At 37.0% G+C, this 17,263-nt stretch carries 20 protein-coding genes; 8 read left to right on the forward strand and 12 right to left on the reverse strand.

Going from position 1 to position 17,263, the window contains the following annotated elements:
* Positions 1 to 5: 5 nt before the first annotated feature.
* Positions 6 to 1,148 (forward strand): DHHW family protein, encoded by a 1,143-nt coding sequence (locus MKY94_RS16870; protein WP_342577452.1) that lies wholly within the window; start codon positions 6 to 8, stop codon positions 1,146 to 1,148.
* Between the two features lie 230 nt (positions 1,149 to 1,378).
* Here MKY94_RS16870 and MKY94_RS16875 read toward each other — a convergent pair whose 3' ends face one another.
* The 3 genes from MKY94_RS16875 to MKY94_RS16885 form a co-directional block, all read right to left on the reverse strand.
* Positions 1,379 to 2,356: a ring-cleaving dioxygenase gene (locus MKY94_RS16875; protein WP_342577453.1), complete on the reverse strand. Its 978-nt coding sequence runs from the start codon at positions 2,354 to 2,356 to the stop codon at positions 1,379 to 1,381.
* A gap of 126 nt (positions 2,357 to 2,482) precedes the next feature.
* Entirely contained in the window at positions 2,483 to 3,466 is a 984-nt protein-coding gene (locus MKY94_RS16880) for an ornithine cyclodeaminase family protein (RefSeq protein ID WP_151112826.1), read from the reverse strand.
* Between the two features lie 72 nt (positions 3,467 to 3,538).
* Complete coding sequence (locus tag MKY94_RS16885) at positions 3,539 to 4,879, reverse strand: MFS transporter (protein ID WP_342577455.1); 1,341 nt, start codon at positions 4,877 to 4,879, stop codon at positions 3,539 to 3,541.
* 162 nt (positions 4,880 to 5,041) lie between these two features.
* On the opposite strand from MKY94_RS16885, the gene MKY94_RS16890 reads away from it, so the two are divergent.
* The 3 genes from MKY94_RS16890 (at position 5,042) to MKY94_RS16900 (ending at position 6,753) form a co-directional block, all read left to right on the forward strand.
* On the forward strand, positions 5,042 to 5,554 hold the full coding sequence (locus tag MKY94_RS16890; RefSeq protein ID WP_144541270.1) for an XRE family transcriptional regulator: 513 nt from the start codon (positions 5,042 to 5,044) through the stop codon (positions 5,552 to 5,554).
* Between the two features lie 228 nt (positions 5,555 to 5,782).
* Positions 5,783 to 6,172, forward strand: coding sequence for a hypothetical protein (locus MKY94_RS16895; protein ID WP_342577456.1), 390 nt, complete (start codon positions 5,783 to 5,785; stop codon positions 6,170 to 6,172).
* Between the two features lie 284 nt (positions 6,173 to 6,456).
* Positions 6,457 to 6,753: a phospholipase gene (locus tag MKY94_RS16900; RefSeq protein WP_342577457.1), complete on the forward strand. Its 297-nt coding sequence runs from the start codon at positions 6,457 to 6,459 to the stop codon at positions 6,751 to 6,753.
* A 68-nt stretch (positions 6,754 to 6,821) separates the two neighbouring features.
* On the opposite strand, the gene MKY94_RS16905 is transcribed toward MKY94_RS16900, so the two are convergent.
* Positions 6,822 to 7,496: a DUF4097 family beta strand repeat-containing protein gene (locus MKY94_RS16905; protein ID WP_342577458.1), complete on the reverse strand. Its 675-nt coding sequence runs from the start codon at positions 7,494 to 7,496 to the stop codon at positions 6,822 to 6,824.
* Positions 7,497 to 7,633: 137 nt separating this feature from the next.
* Between MKY94_RS16905 and MKY94_RS16910 the strand changes: the two genes are divergently transcribed.
* Genes MKY94_RS16910 through MKY94_RS16920 form a run of 3 tightly spaced genes read left to right on the forward strand, consistent with a single transcriptional unit; the run spans position 7,634 to position 9,194 of the window.
* The gene (locus MKY94_RS16910) at positions 7,634 to 7,780 is read left to right on the forward strand and encodes a hypothetical protein (protein WP_191697768.1); all 147 of its coding nucleotides are present in this window, start codon (positions 7,634 to 7,636) and stop codon (positions 7,778 to 7,780) included.
* A 1-nt stretch (position 7,781) separates the two neighbouring features.
* A complete protein-coding gene (locus tag MKY94_RS16915; protein ID WP_342578697.1) occupies positions 7,782 to 8,525 on the forward strand; it encodes a MerR family transcriptional regulator in 744 nt (247 codons plus the stop codon).
* A gap of 9 nt (positions 8,526 to 8,534) precedes the next feature.
* Positions 8,535 to 9,194 carry a GAP family protein gene (locus tag MKY94_RS16920; protein WP_342577459.1) on the forward strand — a complete coding sequence of 220 codons (660 nt, stop codon included), beginning with the start codon at positions 8,535 to 8,537 and terminating at the stop codon, positions 9,192 to 9,194.
* Between the two features lie 203 nt (positions 9,195 to 9,397).
* Here MKY94_RS16920 and MKY94_RS16925 read toward each other — a convergent pair whose 3' ends face one another.
* From MKY94_RS16925 to MKY94_RS16945, 5 genes are read right to left on the reverse strand one after another with little or no spacing between them, the layout of a single operon-like run.
* Entirely contained in the window at positions 9,398 to 10,174 is a 777-nt protein-coding gene (locus tag MKY94_RS16925) for an alpha/beta hydrolase-fold protein (RefSeq protein ID WP_342577460.1), read from the reverse strand.
* 3 nt (positions 10,175 to 10,177) lie between these two features.
* Positions 10,178 to 10,975 carry an ABC transporter ATP-binding protein gene (locus MKY94_RS16930; RefSeq protein WP_151112812.1) on the reverse strand — a complete coding sequence of 266 codons (798 nt, stop codon included), beginning with the start codon at positions 10,973 to 10,975 and terminating at the stop codon, positions 10,178 to 10,180.
* Positions 10,976 to 10,985: 10 nt separating this feature from the next.
* Positions 10,986 to 11,981, reverse strand: coding sequence for an iron ABC transporter permease (locus MKY94_RS16935; RefSeq protein ID WP_191697811.1), 996 nt, complete (start codon positions 11,979 to 11,981; stop codon positions 10,986 to 10,988).
* 28 nt (positions 11,982 to 12,009) lie between these two features.
* Complete coding sequence (locus MKY94_RS16940) at positions 12,010 to 13,017, reverse strand: iron ABC transporter permease (RefSeq protein ID WP_342577462.1); 1,008 nt, start codon at positions 13,015 to 13,017, stop codon at positions 12,010 to 12,012.
* Between the two features lie 18 nt (positions 13,018 to 13,035).
* Positions 13,036 to 14,016 (reverse strand): ABC transporter substrate-binding protein, encoded by a 981-nt coding sequence (locus tag MKY94_RS16945; protein ID WP_342577464.1) that lies wholly within the window; start codon positions 14,014 to 14,016, stop codon positions 13,036 to 13,038.
* A gap of 204 nt (positions 14,017 to 14,220) precedes the next feature.
* Here MKY94_RS16945 and MKY94_RS16950 point away from each other — a divergent pair, with 204 nt between their 5' ends.
* Entirely contained in the window at positions 14,221 to 15,675 is a 1,455-nt protein-coding gene (locus MKY94_RS16950; protein ID WP_144541286.1) for a phospholipase D family protein, read from the forward strand.
* Between the two features lie 117 nt (positions 15,676 to 15,792).
* Here the strand turns inward: MKY94_RS16950 and MKY94_RS16955 are convergent, their stop codons facing one another.
* The 3 genes from MKY94_RS16955 to MKY94_RS16965 all read right to left on the reverse strand — a co-directional run bounded on the left by MKY94_RS16955 (position 15,793) and on the right by MKY94_RS16965 (position 16,983).
* Complete coding sequence (locus MKY94_RS16955; protein WP_144541288.1) at positions 15,793 to 15,945, reverse strand: DUF1540 domain-containing protein; 153 nt, start codon at positions 15,943 to 15,945, stop codon at positions 15,793 to 15,795.
* A 75-nt stretch (positions 15,946 to 16,020) separates the two neighbouring features.
* Entirely contained in the window at positions 16,021 to 16,497 is a 477-nt protein-coding gene (locus MKY94_RS16960) for an NUDIX domain-containing protein (RefSeq protein ID WP_340844816.1), read from the reverse strand.
* A 15-nt stretch (positions 16,498 to 16,512) separates the two neighbouring features.
* Positions 16,513 to 16,983 carry a YbaK/EbsC family protein gene (locus MKY94_RS16965; RefSeq protein WP_340844817.1) on the reverse strand — a complete coding sequence of 157 codons (471 nt, stop codon included), beginning with the start codon at positions 16,981 to 16,983 and terminating at the stop codon, positions 16,513 to 16,515.
* Positions 16,984 to 17,263: the final 280 nt, after the last annotated feature.

Below are 17,263 nucleotides of genomic sequence, written 5' to 3' on the forward strand. Positions count from 1 at the left end.
AAATCATGGAGAAGAATGCAGAGAAATTATTGGTCTTAGGGTTTGTAGGAACGCTGTTTCTATTTGCTTTCTTCTTTTTTATTTTACCTAAAGAACGTTTCTCGAATTTAGAGAACAGATATTTACAATCTTCACCGCATCTTACATGGAATAATTTATTATCTAAGCAATATGCAGAAGAGACTGAGAATTTCGTAACAGACCACTTTCCATTTCGAGATAAATGGTTATTCATAAAATCAGCTGCAGAACAATCTAGGCTGCAGCAAGAGAATAACGGAATCTATCAAGGGAAAGATGGCTTTTTATTTGAAAAATTCTTAGAGCCTGATTATACAAAGATTCAGCAATATATAGATTCAGTAAATAAATTTGCCACAAATCACCCGACAGTAGACATGACTTTCATGCTAGCGCCAACATCGATTGGTCTTTATCCTGATCGTTTACCGTGGTTGGCACCGTCGTATTCTCAACAGAAGGTAAATGAATATATCGGTGAGCATATGTGGAAAGGCTTAACCTTTATGAATGGCTTTGATTTTCTAGGCCCGCATGCTTCGGAATCGATTTATTATCGTACGGATCATCATTGGACGACATATGGAGCTTATTTGGCATATGTTGCGTATGCAGAGCAGAAAAAGTGGGATTTCCTTTCGAAAAAAGATTTCCTAATCCAAACTGTAAGCAATTCATTTTTAGGAAGCTATCATACAAGAGGGCAGTTTGTTGGTTTATCTCCAGATGATATCCAAGTCTATATTCCTCGTGATTCCACGTCTACAAACACGTATATCGCAGATACAAATCAAACGATGACGAGTATGTACGATAAAAGCTTTCTTGCCAAGAAGGATCAGTACTCCTATTTTCTTGGCGGTGTTCATGCTCTAATGACGCTTACAACCGACCTTGACTTGCAACAGCTTGAACAAGAAAAGCTACTAGTCATTAAGGACTCTTATGCGCATAACGTAATTCCTTTTCTTACAAGACACGTTCCAGAAATTCATGTGATAGACATTCGATATTATAATGGCAGCATTGATGAGTATATGTCTGATAATGATATTAAAGATGTTTTGTTTTTATTCAACACATCCACGTTGGTTGACGAACCATCTATTTTAAAACTAAATAACTAGGAAATCGGCAAATAAATTAAGTAATTTGCAATGAAAATAGTTTTATGACCGGATAGAAAAATTTATGACCGTTCACGAAGGTTTTATAACCGGATAGAAAAATTTATGACCGTTCAACAATTTCATTGGCAAAACAAAAGACATTACCAATTTGTAGAGTAATGTCTTCCACTCGATATATATTCTAGTTTAAAAAAGTCCACTTCCAATAGGAAATGGACTTTTTTACATTATTCCTTCACAAACTCAATGGTACTTCTTACAGTATCTATAGGTCTTACCATGCTTTCAATCTGAGCACGTTTCGCCTCTAAGAATGGTGGCAGTGAAAGTTTTTCTCCTAAGGTTTCGTAAGGTTCGTCACCCATAAAGCCAGGCCCATCAGTAGCAAACTCAAATAAAATGCCATTTGCCACTCTAGCATATAAAGACTGGAAGAAAAAGCGATCTACAAAGCCAGAAGTTTGGAATCCAAAGCTTTCCATACGCTCTGTCCACTCATCTAATACTGCTCTGTCTTCCACGCGGAATGCGGCATGGTGCACTGTTCCGAAGCCTTGACGACCTGGAGGGAGAACAACATTTTTTTCAACAATGACCTGTGCTCCATTTCCGCCTTCTCCGACCTCAAACAAGTGAATATCACCCTCTTGAGCAATCTCCTTAAATAGTAACACTTTCTCCAAAACTTCCTTCATATAGTCAAATTGAGCAATACGAATATGAATTGGACCTAGCCCAGTGATGGCATGCTCTAATGGAATTGGTCCCTTTTGCCAAGGAGTGCCTGATTCTACGCCTTTATTATACTCGTCGGAAATTAATTGGTATTGTTGGTCGTCAAAGTCTACAAACGATAGTACCTTTACTCCGAACTGCTCTTGAATACCAGTATGCTTAACGTTTAGACGATCAAAGCGCTTCACCCAATAATCAAGGGACGCATCAGTGGGAATGCGAAAGGCTGTTTTATAAATCTCATTCGTTCCGTGGGAACCTTTTGAAATCCCCGGGAAGTCAAAGAATGTCATATCTGTTCCCGCTCCTCCTACATCATCTGCAAAGAACAAATGATACGTTTGAATGTCGTCCTGGTTAACTGTTTTCTTAACAAGTCGCATCCCTAATACATTCGTAAAAAATTTATAATTTTCTTCTGCACTACTTGTAATAGCTGTTACATGGTGCATACCTTTTAAGTGATTCATATTATACTCCTCCAGTATTTTTATCTTTAATTAATATATCTTTAATTCGAGATAATTTTATCATGTAAAAAAATAGAAGTCAATTCAAAAAGTCCGAATAGCATATTTTGCTACTCGGACTCCTTTTCATACATCTATTTCCGTTCCGATTTTCTGCGCCTTCGCTTTGACATAGACACCTTTTGCCACCGCTAAGTCATAATATGCTGCACCAACTGATTTGAATAAAGTTATTTCCTGTTCCTGCTCTCGGCCATTCAATTCCCCCGTCACAAGCTTCCCAATTTCTCCATGAACTTCTTCGAATGACCATTTACCAATCTTATCGGCATACATAAGTTCCCCTGCTTCATCCTTAACGCCAGCAATATCATCTACTACTATTTTGGATGACTTGGTTATGGTCGCTACATCCATCTCAAGCATATGAGGCAAATAAGAGCCAACTCCATTTATATGAGTACCTGGCTTTAAATCATTCCCATTGAAAACCGGCTCATTAGATCTCGTTGCACAACAGATAATATCTGCCTGACTAACTGCAGCAGATACATCCACAAACACCTCATATGGAATGTTGACTCCAAAGTCTGCTAGCTTTTGACCAAACCTTTCTGCTTTTGAGGAAGTTCTATTGACTAGAATAATACGCTCGATGCTACGAACAGCAAGCACTGCAAGCACTTGTTCAAAGGCCATCGCTCCTGTCCCAATTACTGTTAATACCTTTGAATCCTTTTTAGCAAGGTAATCTGTGGCAATACCGCTAAGTGCTCCAGTTCTAAGCCTTGTTAAATAGGAGGCGTTTAGCATTGCCAAGTGTTCTCCATTTTTTGCATCTGAAAGTAAAACAACCCCCTGTGTAGTGGGCTTCCCTTGTACTGGATTATTCGGGAAGATAGTGACTACCTTCACTGCTGTAACCTCCCCAACTAAATCGGCGCTTGGCATATATAAAGCGGAAGCTTCGTGTTGTGGAAATTCAATTACTGTTCTATGTGGATTTGCTATTTTATTCGCTGCCTTTGCTTTTAGGACATCTTTGACATCCCTTATCGCATCCTGCATTTTATATGTATGCATTATTTCTTTTTCATTTATCACTAACATTGTAAGAACCTCCTTCAAAATAAAAACTCGTCTTGCCACCATAGCGTAAGACGAGCTTTATGTACATGCGAATTACACTTTACTTAATTCTTTTTTAGCTGTCTTTGTTACTGCTGTATCATCTTGTATTGTCGTCACATCATCTAAATTCTGCTGGCTTCTATCCTTAACTGCCCAAATTGCTAATAAAGAAATAACAGCCGTGAAGATAATATAGAATGCTACTGGGACATAGGAACCGTCAAATTGAAGCATGAGACTTGTCGCTACTAACGGTGCTGTACCCCCTGCTAAAGCTGCCCCAATTTGATAACCTAATGTGATTCCCGTGTAACGTACTTTTGCATCAAAGATTTCCGAGAACATCGTCCCGAGCACTGCAGTAATTGGCGCCCAGATGATTCCAAGTCCAACTACTGTAGCCACAACCAATAACACAAGCGATTGCTGCTGAAGCATCCAGAAATAAGGGAAAGCAAACAAAATCATCCCAATTGTTCCTGCTACATAAATCTTCTTACGACCAATTTTATCTGAGAGACTTCCCATTATCGGTATAAGGATAGTGGTGATTATTGTGGCAACCATTACAGTATTTAATACCGCAGTTCGAGAGAAGCCAAGTTCAGCAGTAGCATAAGAAACAACAAAAGTTCCAAAAATATAGAATGGTGCTGTTTCAACTACCTTGGCTCCTACAGCTATAATAACCTCTTTCCAATGATATTTTAGCGTATCTGCAATCGGTAGTTTTGGAATCTCTCCAGACTTTTGTACCCTTTTAAACGAAGGTGTTTCTTCAATTCCTTTACGAATCCATAATCCAAAAATAACTAACAAAGCGCTCATGATAAACGGAACTCGCCAACCCCAAGTCATAAAGGAACCTTCTGGAAGTAGAGTCATAATTGATAATGCAACTGTCCCCATTACCATACCGATTGTTACTCCCATTTGTGGGATTGCTCCGTATAAACCACGTTTTTCTTTTGGTGCATATTCAACAGCTAGTAGGAGTGCACCACCCCACTCTCCTCCAATACCTAACCCTTGGATTAATCGTAGCGTGATTAAAAGAATTGGAGCCCATACTCCGATTGCCTGATACGTTGGTAATAATCCCATACCAAACGTTGCAACTCCCATTAAACTCAGTGTAATAACTAAGGTTTTCTTTCTACCAATCCGATCACCAATATGACTGAATATGATTCCCCCGAATGGACGGATAAAAAATGCTAAAGCAAATGATGCATATGAGAGCAATAACCCTACAGTTGGTTCATCTGTTACGAAAAATAGCTGATTAAAAACAAGGGCAGCCACTGTCCCATATAGAAAGTAATCAAACCATTCAATTGAACTTCCTACTAAGCTAGCAATCCAGACCTTTCTCATTTGTTTTGGATCCATTTACATCTCCCTTTCTAAAATTGAAGTGATACTTTAATTTCTCCCTCAGTTTCATTTTAATAGTTTTAAATTTTCTGTCAATATAAATTTAATATAGCTACCGTTGAGGCATTTCCATTTAATAGGTATGATGGTTAATAGAGAAAAAAAGGAGAGATACATATGTCTTCTAATTCAATAGGAACCATTTTAAAAGATTTAAGAAAAGAACGTAAGCTCACCTTGAAAGAACTCGCAGAACTAACAGAGGTGTCGATTAGCTTCCTCTCTCAAGTGGAAAGAGGAAAATCTAGTGTAACTTTAGAATCCCTAAAAAAAATAGCTGATGCTTTAAAAGTCAATCCAACTGTTTTCTTTTCAGATGTTTCGTCAAACGATCAATTAGCTGAAATAAGACAGCAGTTTTATTACAAGGATTTATCTAATGGTTTACAGGATGCTTCATACACCCCTATATTAGTGACTCTTCAACCAGGGGAAGATAAAGGAAAGGCCTTTTCACATAGTGGTCACGAGTTTCTTTTTGTTGTGGAAGGAACATTAACTGTAGTAGTAGATGGCAAGGAAGAAGAATTGAAGGAACAGGGCTCCACGATGTTTGACGCAAATCTACTACATTATTGGTACAACCTCACGGACAAGCCGGTTCGATTCTTAGTAGTTTCTTCTAGATAGGGAAAAATAATAAGTTCAACTGTAGGAAAAAAGTTTGAATTGAAATCTTTTCGAAAGAAATAATTATTATCTTAATTAAAATATTAATAGCTTAAAACCAAGCAAATGCTATAAACTTCTCTCTTACTCTAATTAAATATCCCATTTTCCATGATTTGGATTATTAAAGTTTCTATGAATTAATAGTAAATTAAATGGGAAGGGAATTTATGATAAGGGGGAAAGACAATGGATCAAATATTTTCTGAGCAAGTGAAGGAATTAGAAGTAACTGTTTCAATCACTGAGGAGTATATCGAAAATATAATGAATGCTGTGTTAGAAGGGGGCCAATGGGTTATACATAAAGAGGAACAGGCACAGTGGGTGGAAAAGCCTGCTGGGATATATCAAGATGAATGGGCAGCTCGTCTTTTACTCACTGGAGAAACGCTGAAACTAATAGACAAGAGAAATGAGAATACTATATTTCTCTTGACTTTAGATGACTTGTATAACGGCATAGCATTAATTTTCAAGAATGGACACCATAACGGCTTTTCAAATACAGTAACTAAAACTGAAGCAGACGCAATTATTCAATATTCGTTATTTAAAAAACTTCCATATTTAACTTAATACTATTAAACGATACAGCAGCCTTTCTTAGGGCTGCTTTTTTTAAACAGATAACATTGCAATACTTTATTGAATATATTTATTGTCTCCATCGAGGTCAAATGGAAAAAAGCTCCGGTGGCCGGAGAGCTGCCTCCTCACTTTCCTCCATTTGCTTGTCGGGGCAGACATAGGTGCCTGCGCTTTTCTTAGAACATAAATAAACTTTGGACAGCTAGGTGCTTGTATTTGTTCGCAAATAAAAATAAGAATACCCTAACTAATAAAGGGAAGGGGGTGGTAGTTTGCGACAAAGAAGAAAAAGAAAACGCAGCTTTTGCGTTCCTGGCTATAATTGGTGTGGCCCTGGGTGCAGCGGACCTGGAGCACCAGTAAACGAAGTAGATGCTACATGTATGATGCACGACTTTTGCTACGAAAGTGGGCGAAGTCAATGTGAATGTGATCGCGAATTTATAGAAAGACTCCGCCCACTTGTTAATCGCCATACCGAATCGGGGAGGCATGCCCGTTTAATGCACAATTATATGCGCTTCCAAAGCAACTTTAGCTGTAAACCCCCTCGAAATAGATTATTTTAAAATTACAGATGTTTAAACTACCACCAACTTAAGGCGGTAGTTTTTTATGGCAATTACACTATCCTTTTTTACTCTAGCCGTATATTTCCTGAGGAAGTTTTCAATTCTATAAGATATTTTCCACTTCCTAATACTCCTTTTGTTTCTTGTTTCTCTTTTTCTTTCTCAATAAACATTTTGCTTAGATTCCTATTACCACTATTAGATTGAACAAGCCAAGCTACATCAGGATTAGCATCGTCCAACTTAATGTCTATATTACCGCTTGTAGCTTTTACAAAGAGATTGCTTTGAAAATCTTGAAAATCCAGACTAACACCTCCACTGCTCCCATTCACCTCTAAATGATCGGCGGATAAGGTTAAGTTCTCCCCTCTCAATTTTCCTGAAGACCCTTTAAATATAATGTCCCCTTTATATTCTGAAGGGATTTTTACATGAAGCTTAGGCATTTTATTTATTTTTAATAGACGAGTAATATCACTACGTACACTTATCAATAGCTTTTCTTCCTTCTCCTCCAAACGGATACCCGGTCCATTGTCTTTCAGCATTAGCATCACTTCTAATGAATCTGTTTCAACTGATTCCAAAGTAATATCTGTGCTTCCATAATCAATTTCAATACTCCTTATATTGTCCAGTTCTCTACTTTCGTAATCTTCCGTTCCCTCTTCTTTAAAACAAGCACTCAAAATAAGAAGTACTAAGATAATAATTCCTGTTAATGATAACTTTTTCATCTATTACCCTCCAATCTATTTAGAACCACCTTACAAGATGACGTTGGGTCATTTACAACTATTTAAATTTTCTCTTAAAATACTTGAAACTGACGTAACGTCATTTTATATAATTAAGGAGGATTGGAGGAGATTTGATGAAACAAGGGGATATCATTATTTACGGTTGCGTTATTATAGGTGCAGGAGTTGGTTTAGTTTTCGATGCTGCGTTTCCAGGGGTATTGATAGGCTTAGGAGTAGGCTATGTCATACAATACTTAACCAAAGGGGAGGATGGATAAATTGCTTCATATCAACAAGGTCGCTGAACTCACTGGTACTACCGTAAGAACATTACGCTATTACGATAAAATTAATCTGCTAAGCCCCGCCTCTAAAACGGAGGGCGGTCATCGTTTATATAACGAGGAAAAACTACAAAAGCTCTTACAAATTCAATTCCTCAAAAAAGCGGGTTTTTCACTAGAGGAAATTAAACAAATGCTATACTCCAACACATGGAGCTGGTCCACTAGTTTAAAAGAACAGCTGAATTATGTCATAAATGAACAAGAAAAATTAAAAACAATTGAGCTTTCCTTAAGAGAATTAATAAATTCAAATGAAATGGAAAGAGAAGATAATGCAGTTATTTTGCAAAAGCTAATGCAACTAGCAGCAAAAGACAAAGAAAGCAAAAGAATGTTTCGAGAATCTACGTTTTCTAAAACAGATTTAAAGCAATGGGATCAACTCCCCCATATGTCAAGTAATGAAGAAGCATCTCTTAAATGGATTAGCTTGATTGGATTATTAAAGGATTCTATGTCAGAGGAACCCCATTCTCCTACCGTCCAACATATTATTTTACAAATGGAAGAAAAACGAATACAAGAATATGGACAACAGAACGATTTTCTCGATAAACTTTGGGAGATTAGAAAGTCAGAAAAAGAATCTGAAAAGCTAGGTCTCTATCCCCTTGACCAAGACTTACTTGAATTTCTGGAGAGTGCCTACGCTATCTACCTAGCCAAGAAGGAATGAGGGGATGTTATGAATATGGAAATTCTTCTAACGATTATGGGCTTGGCTGTATTGGACACGCTTAGCCCTACTATAATTGGCATAACTCTCTATTTATTAGTGATGGAAAAGAAAAGGAGGATTATTAGACTTCTATCTGTATATCTAATTACAATAGCTATTTTATATTTCTTTTTAGGTGTCTCTCTTATGTTTGGTATAACTTTATCATTTGATTTTTTCAAGGAGCTTTTTAAGCATCAGATTCTTAGCTGGGCAATATTTTTAATAGGAATGATTATGTTTATCGTAAGCTTTTATATGCCAAAGAAAAAAGCCGCCATTCCTTCGGTTCCGAGCAAAAAAACCACTTTCACCATGTTTATGCTTGGTTTTACTACTTTCTTAATCGAAGGAGGAACAGCGCTTCCTTATTTTGCTGCCATTGGCTTGATGAGTACGTCCAATCTAACATTACTGGAGTGGACATCTATTCTCGGGATCTACAATATAATTATGGTCTTGCCATCCATTATATTGATGGTTATGTATACACTATTTGGTCGTTGGCTACATCAGCCTTTTCGAAAACTAAACGATAGACTATCTAAAAGTAAAGACTCTGCTCTTTCTTGGGTTATGTGTATTGTAGGGATAGTCTTGATATTTGCCAGCTTAGACTATCTTTAACAATAAAAGATCTCATAGCTAGCAAGCTGTGAGATCTTTGCAAATTAATTTACTTCTTTAGGTCCGGTCCAGTACATTTCTCGAAGAAGGAATTTTGTAGCTTACCTGTGGCCGTTTTTGGAAGTGCCTCTACAAAATCTATTGCTTTTGGAGCTTTAAAATGAGCCATGTTTGAACGACAATATTCACATCCACAACCTAGTTTAATTTAAATATCGGAATGCCCTGCTTAAAACAGATGGTACCACTGATGCATGGTTTTCATCCTGTGCAATAAACATTTCTGTTTTTACACTGTCTTTTAAAGCTGTGTATAAATGATTTACGTCTTCTACCATAAAGCCTTCTTTGCTACCGGCTGATATAAACAATTTTTTATAATAAAGATTTTTTTGGAAACGGACAAAATTCTCTGCTTCCTTATATAGCTCATATTCATTCCACCAGGCTGAAGGGCTTATTGAAAGATAACATGAAAAAAGATTCGGTTTCTTAAACAAAGCCCAAATGACAAAAAGGCCACTTAAGGAGTGACCAAAAAGAGCCTGCTTCTGTAGGTCAACCTGATACCTTTTCTGCACCCTTGGTATTAGCTCCTTCTCTAAAAAAGCAAGGAACTTCTCTGCTCCCCCGTGTTTCCCTATATCTTTCCCATTTAATCTCTTTGGATAGATATAGGCTTCTGCCTCTGGTGTAAAGTCTAGAAACCTTCTCTTGCGCGCTACATCTTCTTTTCCAGAATGTCCAATTCCAACTACGATAGAAGGCGCGATAAGAGTTTTTGGTGCGTTCTGTGATTGTAGCTTCACCACATCCCTTGCAAGCTGAAAATACCAATTTCCATCTAGTACATAATAGATTGGAAAGCCCTCCTTAGGAGGTGCGCTGGTTGGGATAGATACCTTTATGTCATATAGATAATTCGTATACTCGGAATCTATTTGCCAATGCTCTGTATCCTCTAGTAACACCTTATCCATCTATTACACCTCCTCTAACGTTTCGTATCCATAGCATACAGGTGAAGCTGTATCCTCATCGAACATAATCTTCGCCTCTATTTGGAAAACCTTTTTCATGACTTCCTTTGTTATAATTTCCTTTGGTGTTCCAGTCTCTATTATTTCTCCGTTTCTCATAGCTATGAGCTCATGAGAAAAGCGAGCAGCATGATTTATATCGTGTAATACCATCACTATGGTACATTGGTGCTTCTTATTGAGCTCTTCCACAATCTTAAGCATTTCTAGCTGATGCGCCATATCTAAGTAGGTCGTTGGCTCATCTAACAATAATATTTCAGTTTCCTGTGCGAGCGCCATTGCTAGCCAAACCTTTTGGCGTTGTCCACCGGATAGTTGGTCGATTTCTCTTGAGCGAAATTCGATTGTCTTTGTGACCTTCATTGCCCATTCAATAATCTCTATATCTTTTTTTGAAAGAGTTCCAATATTTTTTCTATGTGGAAAGCGCCCATAAGAGATTAACTCCTCTACTTTCAATTGAGCTGGGGCTACAGGACTCTGCGAAAGTAACGCTAGACGTTTGGCAATATCTTTCGTTGACAGTGACTTCATATCTAGCTCTTGTAAATAAACCCTACCACTCTTTTGGTGGAGAATACGCCCAATCGTTTTTAACAACGTCGATTTTCCACATCCATTTGGCCCAATAATTGTAGTTATTTTCCCCTTTTGAATGGACGTATTTAAATTTGTGAAAACAATTTGCTTTTCATAGCCTGAACTAAGCTGTTCCACTCGTAATATACTTTCTATCATAGGTATCCTCCTATGCTCTTGTTTTAACTAATAAATATAAAAAGTACGGAATTCCAATAATTGAAACGATAATTCCTACCGGTAGCTCTGATGGCTCGAATACGGTCTTAGCAATATAGTCAGAGAAGACCAATAAAAACATACCTACTGCAGCACTCATCGGCACTACATATCGATGCTTAATGCCTACCAACCTTTTAGCAATATGAGGAGCCATTAAGCCAATGAAGCCAATTCCGCCTGATACTGATACACATGCACTAACAAGTCCTATGCTACACAGCAGTAGGATAGATTTTTCTTTTTCCACAGATATTCCAAGACTCTTTACACTTGCGTCCTCTAGCTGAAGATAATCCAGCAAATGACTTTTGCGATAAATTGCATAGCCAAGAATAACAACCCAAGGCAAAACTGATAAAACAAAAGACCAGTTTGCATTATATATACTGCCAGAGATCCAGACAGCAGCCATTTCATAGTCGCTCGCATTCATCTTGAGCGATATATATAAGGATACCGCACCAAAACCGCTACTTATCGCAATACCAGTTAGGATTAGTCTTTGCATATCCAGCACGCCATTTCTCCAGGAGAAAATATATATAATAGCTGCAGCAAGTGCTCCTCCCACGAAGCCAAAGAGTGGCATGATAAACACGGAATACCAGCTATCGAAACTAATATTGGTAGCAGACATTTGAAAGAAAAACATGAATATAACAATGGAAGCTCCTGCTCCTGCATTAATCCCTAATATGCCGGGATCAGCTAAACCATTTCTTGTCACTCCTTGAATAACAGTTCCTGCAATTCCTAGGCCAATTCCTACTAATGCAGCAATTACAATTCTTGGTAATCTAAACTCAAATATAACCAAATCTTGTTTTTCATTTGGATCTATTCGTAGAAAGGTTTTGATGATATCCATGACGTTTATATCAAAGGCGCCGTTAGTAATATGAAAATAAAAGGCGATAATAGTCAGACCAATAAAGATAGACATCATTGTAATAAATCGTATGAAAGGGCCTTTATGCACGCTGTGCTCCCCCTCTCGTCCGAATTAGGTAAAGGAAGAAGGGTACACCAATAATTGCGGTCACTACACCGACTGGCGTCTCAAACGGGAAGTTGATAAAGCGACTTAGCACATCACACAAAGCTAAAAAGACCGCTCCAATAGCCGCGGAGCATGGTATTAGGAATCGGTAGTCTACTCCAACTAGAAAGCGTGTAATATGTGGAATGATTAAACCAACAAATCCTATTTTTCCAACTAAGGCAACCGCAGTTCCTGTTAAACAGACTACTGCTAGAATACTGATGATTTTCACCCATTTTGTCCGTTGCCCCAAACCTACTGCAATCTCATCACCTAATGAGGCAATTGTAATCGACTTGGCAACACCTAATGCTAAAAAGAGGCCAACCAAACCAAAAGGAATGGACAATAATAGCATGTCAGGATTTACTGTATGTAATTTTGCGTTATACCAAACGCTGACACTTTGCGACACTTGAAAGTACATTGCAATAGCCGAAGCTAAGCTACTCAGAAATGTTCCAATGACTGTACCGATAATAGCCAAACTTACCGGAGATAAACCACCCTTTATCAAGGAACCAAAACCAAAGACGAGACCTGCTCCAATTGCAGATCCAATCATTGATAGAATAATCATTTGATAATTAGGAAGCCCCGGAAAAAAGACCATAGCTATTGTAATAACAAACGCTGAGCCATCATTTACTCCCATAATCGAAGGAGATGCCAAATAGTTTTGGGTAATACCTTGCATAACCGCTCCAGCAACAGCTAGAAAAGCTCCAACCAATAAAGCAGCGATTACGCGTGGTAACCGCGATGTCATAATAATGTTATGGTCCACATTATTTTCATCGAATTGCGTAATCGCCTGCCAAACTGTTAGTAGACTAATATCTTTAGCTCCATATAATATAGATAAAACTATTGCTAGCGCGATGAACAGAGGAGAAACTATTAAAATAATGGAAGCTAATGTATTTTTGTTTTTCATTATTCATCGCACCTAACTTTACTTCGATAAATTTTCAATCGCTGCGTCTAAGAATTTTACTTTAGACCAAGCCGTACCACCTTGCGCTAATGGATCAACTGCGTTTACAAATACATGATCATTTTTAGCAGCTTCTATGCTACCAAAAATCGGATTTTCTAAAAGCTCATCTAAGGCAGCTGCATTATCAGTATTTTCACTTGCTTCAAATTGAAGGAATATATAGTCTGGATTTGCATCTGCTAAAGCCTCTAGAGATAATTCTGCCTGAGCCTCTGCTTTTGTAACTACTTCTGGAACTTTCAGCCCCAAATCCTCATAGATAACAGGGTTTAAGTAAATAGATTCAGGATAAGCATTGATGCTTCCTTTACGTATACGTAATACGAGTACTTCCTTATCCTTTAATGATTCTCCTAATTCTACTTTAGCCTTCTCAGCCTTTTCTTCATAGTCAGTAATTATTTTTACTGCTTCTGATTCTTTGTTTGTTAATTGACCCAGTAACGTCAAGTTTTCTTTCCAATTCGTTGCAACATGAGAGTAAGGAATCATTGTTTGAATTTTATTTAATGCAGTTACAACCTCTTCACCATGCTTAGATGAGCCTAAAATCACATCTGGATTTAACGCTAGGATAGCCTCATTATTAGGAGCAAATTTATCTCCAACGAGTTCCGCTCCCTCTAATTCATCCGCTAGGTATGTAGGAATAGCATTTGCTATTGCAAGAACGCCTACTGGCTTAACTCCTAAGATTGCTGCATCCTCCATAGATTCTAGACTAGCTGCCACAATATTATTTACTTTTGCGGGTACCACGTAGTCTTCGCCTAAATATGTAAGTGTTTGTTCTGTATTTGCTTCATCACTCGAAGTTTCTTTAGCTTCTACCTCTACCTTTTCAGTAGAACTTTCCTCTTTATCTCCACAAGCAGCTAAGCTTAACGCTAGCATCGCTGTTGCACTCATCATCCAATATTTTTTAATTTTCATCATTTTTCATCTCCCTATATTTCTATTTTTTCTAATTGATAACGATTATCATTTTCATAATATCTCAAAAATAAATTTATTACAATAGCATTTTTAAAATAAATAATAATTAATTTATAGTATAAATCTGATGTAACTATAAGTTTGTAGATTTTAAAAGTGGGAATATTATATGTAAAATAGAAGTTTAATAGGAGGAGTTTTTTCATGGCTAAAAAAACTAAAAAGCCATGGAGCAAAAAAAAGAGGATTGTCGTATCCTTTATTACCGCTTTTGCTCTTATATACATAGCTGTGATCTTATGGCATACATATAAGCCACTTCCCCAAGGCGTTTCCTATGCAGGAGATTTACATAAAACAAACAATATACAATTTCTAACGGATTTAACTTATGCGCAGGATAAAAAAGGGACAAATACAGTGCATGAAAATCACATTTTTGATGAGGTATATAAAACTATTGAAGAAGCTGAGGAATTTGTAGTATTAGATTTTTTCCTAGTAGATGGTTATTACGATGAGGATCAGGACTTTCCTAATATAGCGGATACACTTTCCTCCACAGTAGCAGCAAAGAAAAGAGAAAACCCGGAGATGCCAATTGTATTTATCACAGATCCTCTTAATCGTGGGTATGGCTCCTATGAAAGCGAATGGTTCAAAAAAATGCGAGATGCTGGAGTAGAAATTGTCTATACAGATTTAGATGCCTTAAGAGATTCAACCCCAGTCTATTCAGGAATTTACCGCATTTTTTTTCAATGGTTTGATATTGGTGGCAAAGGCTGGATTGCCAATGCAATGGCTAGCGAAGCTCCGAAAATGACAGTTGCTTCTTATATGACGCTTCTAAACGTAAAAGCTAATCATCGAAAAGCGTTGATAACGGAAAAAGCTGCAATTGTTACCTCCTCCAATCCACACGATGCTAGTGGTTTTCATGGCAATATAGCTATAAAATTAGATGGACCAATTATTAATGATATTTTAGAGGCAGAGGAAGCTGTTTCTGTATTTTCAGGAGGACCGAAGCTTCCTAGGATACAGGCTAAGAAACAAGAAGGAGAGTATCAGGCACAATATTTAACCGAGAAGAAAATATTTGATGCATTAATGAACGATATAAATGACACTAAAAAGGGAGATAAAATTTGGTTAGGAATGTTCTTTGTCGCCGAACGTAACATCGTTAATGCACTAGTCGATGCCGCAAATCGCGGAGTAGAGGTAAATTTGATATTAGACCCTAATGAGAATTCCTTTGGTCGAGAAAAGTCTGGATTGCCAAATCGCCCAGTCGTACAAGAACTGCTTGAGGATACAAATGAGAAGATTAATATACGATGGTATAACACCGTAATTGGTCAATATCATACAAAAGCTATATGGATTCAGACCCCTAAAAATACAATCATTTCAAACGGTGCTGCAAACTATACGGAACGTGCTTTAGATAATTACAATTTAGAGAACAACGTAAGAATCATTGCCCCAAATGACAGTGAGCTAGCTATTGAAATGGAGGAATATTTTAAAAGACTATGGAACAACGAGGATGCTATGTATACGGTAGAGGTGAATGAGTATCAAAATGATTTTACTTGGTGGCAGCGTTGGATTTATGCCTTCCAAAGCTATACAAAAATTACGACCTATTAAATCCATACTCCCCTATTTAAGTACAGCTAGCCCTCTATGAGAGACTAGCTGTACTGTTTTTTACACATTATTTTTTTAACGTGTGATTAGGTGAGTAATAATAGACATGCAGATATATTACTTCGGTTCAAATGTTTTACAATCTGTTTCATCACTGTTGGAAGCTTGGTTTCCTTTACGGCTTACTACATAAATAGCTTTTGCATTACATTTGTTTCCTTGTCTCCAAAACTTACAGTTGTTCACTTCACAAAGTACATCTTTAGCCATTAGTATCACACCTCCTCTTTTCTAGCATGAACGTTTTCAATAAAAGTCATACTCAAAAAGCGAGATTTCCCTACACTATTTAGTCTCTACAAAATGAGTTAGATGTTCTGGCAGCTCGGAACATCTATTCTTTAAAAATAATGGATATACATTTAACTCTTTCAATTCGTCAAAGGTTTTCCAATAATACGTATGAATTTTCCCTTCTTCATTCTCTTCAAATTCATTTCCTTTTGTTAAAAGCTTATCGTCTTTTAGCGTTAGAAGATAAATGAAGCAAATCTCATGAAATTTCTCTTTTAATACTTCCTCTTCAAAAAAGTTTTCGTTGATCCATAGTAAACGTTCGATGGCAGCATCTACTGAGAGCTCTTCTCTAATTTCACGAAGAATAGCATCCTCACTTTTTTCGTGCATGCTCACTCTCCCACCAGGAAAATAATAGTATGGAGAATTCTCGTCCTTCATAATTAATATTTTACTTTCATTTAGAAGTAATCCTGCAACACGATAATTAAATCTGCCTTCATCAGTTTTAAATGATAAATCCATTTTACACCCTCTTTTCTATTCCCAAGCCTTACAAACGTCTACCCATTCCACACCTTTTGCATATGTATATATTTCCTCACAAGTAAGCTCTATAGCACTATTACTACTTCCGCATGCGGGGAATACTGTATCAAACCTTTTCAAGGAAATATCTAAATACACTAATACATTCTCTGGTATACCAAATGGACAAACTCCTCCAATGGCATGGCCAACTTTTTCTTCCACCTCATCCGATGAAAGCATCTTAGCCTTTACTCCAAAGGTTCTTTTAAATTTAGCATTGTCGATTTTAGTGTCTCCAGCTGCAACTACTAGCAGGCAATCCTCCTCTTTTTTGAAGGATAATGTTTTAGCTATTCTTGCAGGCTCTACATTTAGAGCACTTGCAGCGAGCTCTACTGTAGCACTTGAAGCTTCATATTCTAGAATCTTGTCTTCCATACCAAATCTTTTAAAATACTCCTTAACTAATTCGATTGCCATTTACTTCACCTCGTTTGCTTCTTTTTCTCATTTTATTATATAGATAATTCAAATAAATTAAATAGAAGCTTGCTAATTAATATTTACATTAAGCTACCGAAATAACTATTTTAGTAAGATTAGGATAAGAAGTTAGATATTAAACATTGAAGCAAAAGGCTTATAAATACACTATTCATATATTCTTTTGTATAATAAATAAGAAGAGTTATCATAGAAATTTAATAGATAGAGATAACTTAACTACACTATCTTTAAACACTACAGGGGGAAATAAGCG

This window comes from Psychrobacillus sp. FSL K6-2843 (genome assembly GCF_038626375.1).
Taxonomy (GTDB): domain Bacteria; phylum Bacillota; class Bacilli; order Bacillales_A; family Planococcaceae; genus Psychrobacillus; species Psychrobacillus faecigallinarum.

Bases quoted from the DNA above. Each gene is read 5' to 3' on its own strand.
- MKY94_RS16925 (WP_342577460.1), bottom strand. From the start codon at position 10,174: ATGGATAAGGTGTTACTAGAGGATACAGAGCATTGGCAAATAGATTCC.
- MKY94_RS16870 (WP_342577452.1), top strand. From the start codon at position 6: ATGGAGAAGAATGCAGAGAAATTATTGGTCTTAGGGTTTGTAGGAACG.
- MKY94_RS16910 (WP_191697768.1), top strand. From the start codon at position 7,634: ATGAAACAAGGGGATATCATTATTTACGGTTGCGTTATTATAGGTGCA.
- MKY94_RS16905 (WP_342577458.1), bottom strand. From the start codon at position 7,496: ATGAAAAAGTTATCATTAACAGGAATTATTATCTTAGTACTTCTTATT.
- MKY94_RS16960 (WP_340844816.1), bottom strand. From the start codon at position 16,497: ATGGATTTATCATTTAAAACTGATGAAGGCAGATTTAATTATCGTGTT.
- MKY94_RS16935 (WP_191697811.1), bottom strand. From the start codon at position 11,981: ATGTCTATCTTTATTGGTCTGACTATTATCGCCTTTTATTTTCATATT.
- MKY94_RS16930 (WP_151112812.1), bottom strand. From the start codon at position 10,975: ATGATAGAAAGTATATTACGAGTGGAACAGCTTAGTTCAGGCTATGAA.
- MKY94_RS16940 (WP_342577462.1), bottom strand. From the start codon at position 13,017: ATGAAAAACAAAAATACATTAGCTTCCATTATTTTAATAGTTTCTCCT.
- MKY94_RS16950 (WP_144541286.1), top strand. From the start codon at position 14,221: ATGGCTAAAAAAACTAAAAAGCCATGGAGCAAAAAAAAGAGGATTGTC.
- MKY94_RS16885 (WP_342577455.1), bottom strand. From the start codon at position 4,879: ATGGATCCAAAACAAATGAGAAAGGTCTGGATTGCTAGCTTAGTAGGA.
- MKY94_RS16875 (WP_342577453.1), bottom strand. From the start codon at position 2,356: ATGAATCACTTAAAAGGTATGCACCATGTAACAGCTATTACAAGTAGT.
- MKY94_RS16955 (WP_144541288.1), bottom strand. From the start codon at position 15,945: ATGGCTAAAGATGTACTTTGTGAAGTGAACAACTGTAAGTTTTGGAGA.
- MKY94_RS16880 (WP_151112826.1), bottom strand. From the start codon at position 3,466: ATGTTAGTGATAAATGAAAAAGAAATAATGCATACATATAAAATGCAG.
- MKY94_RS16920 (WP_342577459.1), top strand. From the start codon at position 8,535: ATGAATATGGAAATTCTTCTAACGATTATGGGCTTGGCTGTATTGGAC.
- MKY94_RS16895 (WP_342577456.1), top strand. From the start codon at position 5,783: ATGGATCAAATATTTTCTGAGCAAGTGAAGGAATTAGAAGTAACTGTT.
- MKY94_RS16965 (WP_340844817.1), bottom strand. From the start codon at position 16,983: ATGGCAATCGAATTAGTTAAGGAGTATTTTAAAAGATTTGGTATGGAA.
- MKY94_RS16945 (WP_342577464.1), bottom strand. From the start codon at position 14,016: ATGATGAAAATTAAAAAATATTGGATGATGAGTGCAACAGCGATGCTA.
- MKY94_RS16890 (WP_144541270.1), top strand. From the start codon at position 5,042: ATGTCTTCTAATTCAATAGGAACCATTTTAAAAGATTTAAGAAAAGAA.